The 4115-nt window shown below is 61.5% G+C and carries 5 protein-coding genes; 2 read left to right on the forward strand and 3 right to left on the reverse strand.

The window, feature by feature from the left end; all coding sequences use genetic code 11:
* Positions 1–121: 121 nt before the first annotated feature.
* Complete coding sequence (locus JNL55_RS27375; protein ID WP_293862094.1) at positions 122–1159, reverse strand: MBL fold metallo-hydrolase; 1038 nt, start codon at positions 1157–1159, stop codon at positions 122–124.
* Positions 1160–1238: 79 nt separating this feature from the next.
* Positions 1239–2183: a hypothetical protein gene (locus tag JNL55_RS27380; RefSeq protein ID WP_293862097.1), complete on the reverse strand. Its 945-nt coding sequence runs from the start codon at positions 2181–2183 to the stop codon at positions 1239–1241.
* Between the two features lie 121 nt (positions 2184–2304).
* Between JNL55_RS27380 and JNL55_RS27385 the strand changes: the two genes are divergently transcribed.
* Together JNL55_RS27385 and JNL55_RS27390 are read left to right on the forward strand one after the other, a co-directional pair.
* Positions 2305–3183, forward strand: coding sequence for an endonuclease/exonuclease/phosphatase family protein (locus JNL55_RS27385; RefSeq protein ID WP_293862100.1), 879 nt, complete (start codon positions 2305–2307; stop codon positions 3181–3183).
* A gap of 10 nt (positions 3184–3193) precedes the next feature.
* Entirely contained in the window at positions 3194–3520 is a 327-nt protein-coding gene (locus JNL55_RS27390; protein ID WP_293862103.1) for a hypothetical protein, read from the forward strand.
* Here JNL55_RS27390 and JNL55_RS27395 read toward each other — a convergent pair.
* The coding region (locus JNL55_RS27395) for an HNH endonuclease (protein WP_293862106.1) at positions 3505–4115 on the reverse strand (611 nt) is incomplete at its 5' end. The two genes, JNL55_RS27390 and JNL55_RS27395, sit on opposite strands and share 16 nt — an antisense overlap.

The raw sequence follows: 4115 nt of genomic DNA on the forward strand, positions 1-4115 counted from the left end.
GTGTCCCTCATGAAGGACACAGTAGCATATGTCCCTTTTGGAGCACATGTCCCTCAACAGGGACATTGGAGCGAAGTCCGTTTTGAGGGACCTATGGCGCAGAGGCGCCCCTATGGGAAGCCTAGCCCGCCCCGCCCACCACGGGATAGCCGGCTTCGCGCCAAGCCTTCATGCCGCCATCGAGGGCAACAGCACCTCTGAAGCCCATTTGGCGCAACGTGGCGGTGGCCAGCGTAGAGACGCGGCCGAACTCGCAATAGACGAGCATGCGACGCGTCGGGTCAGTGAGTTCTTGATTGACGCGTAATTCCAGCTGCCCGCGAGGCAGGTGCATGGCGCCTTGAATGTGGCCTTCCAGGAAAGCTTCCCGCTCGCGCACATCTAACACGATGAAGTCGCGTCCGCTGGATTCGATGCAGGCCTTCAACTCGGCGAGCGACATGAACGGCACGATGGCGGCAGCTTCTGCCAGCATCTGTGCGACCGTCTTGCCGCCGGTCATATTCGTGCGCAGCGCTTCGGTGATGTGAGTCGGCATCGTCAGATTGAGGTTCTGCATCATCTCGACGAACGCCGAGCGATCACGCTGCTGCAGACGAGGATTCTCCGCGAGCTCGCGACCGATGGTGGTGTGCGAGCGGCCCTTGTACTCGTGCGCCGGGAAAACCTTGGTCTCCGGGTCGAGCTTCAACACACCCTCGAACAAACTATCGTAGAGCGAGCTGGCATCGCCGCTGGGCAAATCGGTGCGGCCGGTCCCGCCGATCAACAAGGTGTCGCCGGTGAAAACGCGATCGGCAATCGTGAGACACATCGAGTCGCGTGTGTGTCCCGGTGTGTGCATCGCTTGGAGTCGCAACTTACCCACCACCAACAACTCGCCACTCTGCAATCGCAAGTCGACGTACGGCGCGGGACTGGAGCTGTGCATCACCACCGGCACATTGAGTTGCCGCGCCAACTGCTGGGTGGCCGAGAAGTGATCGGCATGGGTGTGCGTGTCGACGAGATACTTGATCCGCAGTCCATCGCGGGCGGCCAGCGCTATGTAGCGATCGATCTGACTGAGTTCCGGATCGATCAACGCCGCGGCACAGGTTTCTTCGCAGCCGATGAGATAAGAGCGACACCCGCCGCTGACGACCGCTTCGAACAACATGACACGCCCCCGCTTTCAAGTTTTACGACGCACCGTCCCTGGCCGCCTTCCGCTGCCAAGAATAGCACTCGGCGGGGTGTTACTCAGCTGCCGCCGCGGCCCGGTCGTGTAGCGGCTCGAACGCGATGGGCGGTTCGGTCGGATGTGCGTATTGCCTCGCGCCGCCGGCCTGGTCGGAGACGTGCGTGACGCCGGCAGCCTTGGCCCATTCCTGCGCCGCTTCGTGGTCAGTCGCCACCACTAGAACGCGGCGATGGCCAAGGTCGCTAAACGGCTTGCTCGCTTGCTTCAGATGCCAGGATGACCCGGCCTTGGGGTGCTCGAGCATGATGCCGTCGACGTAGCGCTCGCCGTCGAGACCTCGCGCGTCGCCGCGATCCCAGTAGCCATTGGTGACGATGATGAACTTGGGATCGATGGCGCGCCGACGCTCATCGAGACGACGGACCAAGTCTATGTTGCCGTCGGTCCATACATCTCGCTCAGCTTGCGGCCAGTTGCTCCAATCGGCCAGCTTGTCCCACGAGCGCGCACCCATCGCGTCGAGAAAAACGCCATCGACCTTGCCCTCGCGCATCAGCTGCTCTACGTAATCGACGACGTGCAGAATCCACGGCGAGCCGGGGCGCATGTCGGTCATGTGAGTTTTGGGATAGCTGACTCTTTGGCCTTCGCTCGGATACGGCCACAACGGCACGCGCGTTGGGTCGTTCAAGTAAAGCTCATTGTCGAGTGCGCAGACTCGAGCGTCGGGTCGCGCGGTGGCACTGACATAGAGAAGAACTTCGGCGCCGTTGCGTCGTGCTTGATCGAAGGCCGGGTCGTTACGATTGCAGCGGCCAGCGATGACCATGCCGGTGGGTTGGCCGTAGAGCGACACGTTGGCTGTGTCTTTGAAGGCGATACCTAGCGGGTTCGCGGCCTCGGCTGCTTTCGCCTGGATGAGCAGGCCGATGACACACACCACCGCCGCAATCCACGAACGACGGCGGGCCAGCGTGCAAGAATGACTTGGGGTACGCATGATTTGCCTACGCCACCACGCAGTGGCGGCGCTCTGAATGAGGCAGCGAGGCGGGGAAAAAGTTCGCGTGTGCGGCCCTGCCCGTTGCCGCTATCATCTCTCTCATCTTCGAGCGTAAGCAATGCACACATCCGGCTCATGGCTCAATGTTCGCTGGCAGGTCCTGACGCTGCTCGCGGCCTGGATCTTCGTCGTGCCAGCAGCGCACTCTCAACCGCTCCGGGTGATGACATTCAACATTCGCCTGCTCACCGCCACTGACGGCGTGAACAATTGGGATAAGCGGCGCGATCTGGTCGTCGAGATGCTGCGTGCGGAAGATCCCGACGTGATCGGCACTCAGGAACTCTTCAAACGCCAAGGCGATGAGCTGGTCGCGGCGTTGCCTCAGTTTGTGTGGTTCGGCGAAGGCCGGCGCGGTGGCGACGATGACGAGCACATGGGCGTGTTCTATCGCAAAGACCGTCTGCGCGTTCGCGAGTCCGGGAACTTCTGGCTGTCGGATACACCCGACGTGCCGGGCAGTCGCACCTGGGGCAATCTCTATCCGCGACTCGTGACGTGGGCGCGCTTCGAGCGTATCGCCGACGGCGCGACATTCATGCTCTACAACACGCATCTGCCTTATCGTGATGTCGATGAAGCTGCTCGCATTCGAGCTGCAGAGTTGATTCGCGCTCGCATTGGGCAGCTGCCCGAGCATGAGAAGGTGGTGTTGGTGGGTGACTTCAATACGTCGCCCGATAGTCGAGTGCACGCGGCGCTTACTGATGGGCTCAGCGATGCGTGGCTCGCTTCGCCCAGGCGCACTGGCCCGGAAGCGACTTTCCACGGCTTCACCGGCAACCCGGATCGGCGCATCGATTGGATTCTGTTTCGCGGGCTGTCAGCTCTGTGGGTGAAGACGGTGACCACTCACCGCGGTGAACGTTACCCGTCGGATCATTTCCCCGTCGTCGCGGAGTGCGATCTCGTAGCGGACTCCGCGCCGCGCCGGTAGCATGCGCCGTATGGGACACACCATCGAACTCAACGACACTCTGAAATTGAAGCGCGGCGCCGGCTTTCCCGAAGATATTCGGGTCGGCGGTGTCTACGATTTCTCCATCGCCGGCCGGCGGCTCTACAACCTCAAACCCACTCGCGTGTTTTTGGTTGAGGAGATCGATGGCAAGTGGAACCTGGTCGGCCATGCGTTGATCCTTCGTCAAACCATCGACGCGGTGACGGATCGCACTAGTGGGCAGTTTGAAGTGTCCAAGCTTTATCCGCCGGAGTATGTGGCCTTGGCTAATCAGCTCGACACTCCCGCCGGGAAGGGTTACGAAGGTAGCTGAGTTGCTGGCACGGGCGTCGCGCCGCCTCGCGCTCGTCGCAGTAGCGCTTCGATGGCGAAGGCGTGGTCATAGGGTTCGCCATCCCATCGCGATGCCGCGGTGTGTCGATCGATAGCAATACCATCCTCTTCGTTCATCGCAACCAGCCGGTGCCAATCGCCTAGCGGCTGCGTGTGACCCGGCAAGGTGCTTTCGAAGCATCGTCCGTTCGGCGCCGTGAAGCGGATTGCGCCATCGTCTAGCACGTGCACCTCGACGTTTCCTTCATGCACCTGCCGGTGATGGAAGCGACACAGGCTCACGAGGTTCGACAGCTTCGTCTCACCGCCGTGCGCCCAGTGCTTGATGTGATGCCCATCGAGGTAACGAGTGTTCGGGCATCCCGGAAACCGACAGCAGCCGCGATCTCGCGACTTCAGCGCGCGGTGTAGTGCAGGCGGAATGCTCCGCGTCTTACGGCCAACATTCAGCGGCTCGCCGTCTGGGTTCTCCAAGATAGGAACGACACTGCAATCGCAGGACAATCGCCGACACGTTTCCGCGGAAACGCTCGGACCGTCTTCGTAACCGCACTGACCAGCGGTGCTGTCTCGAA

It is taken from the genome of Steroidobacter sp. (assembly GCF_016790065.1).
Lineage (GTDB): Bacteria > Pseudomonadota > Gammaproteobacteria > Steroidobacterales > Steroidobacteraceae > Steroidobacter.

What these genes read in the sequence shown, in the direction of transcription:
- JNL55_RS27390 (WP_293862103.1), top strand. Translation starts at nt 3,194, where the DNA reads ATGGGACACACCATCGAACTCAACGACACTCTGAAATTGAAGCGCGGC.
- JNL55_RS27380 (WP_293862097.1), bottom strand. Translation starts at nt 2,183, where the DNA reads ATGCGTACCCCAAGTCATTCTTGCACGCTGGCCCGCCGTCGTTCGTGG.
- JNL55_RS27375 (WP_293862094.1), bottom strand. Translation starts at nt 1,159, where the DNA reads ATGTTGTTCGAAGCGGTCGTCAGCGGCGGGTGTCGCTCTTATCTCATC.
- JNL55_RS27385 (WP_293862100.1), top strand. Translation starts at nt 2,305, where the DNA reads ATGCACACATCCGGCTCATGGCTCAATGTTCGCTGGCAGGTCCTGACG.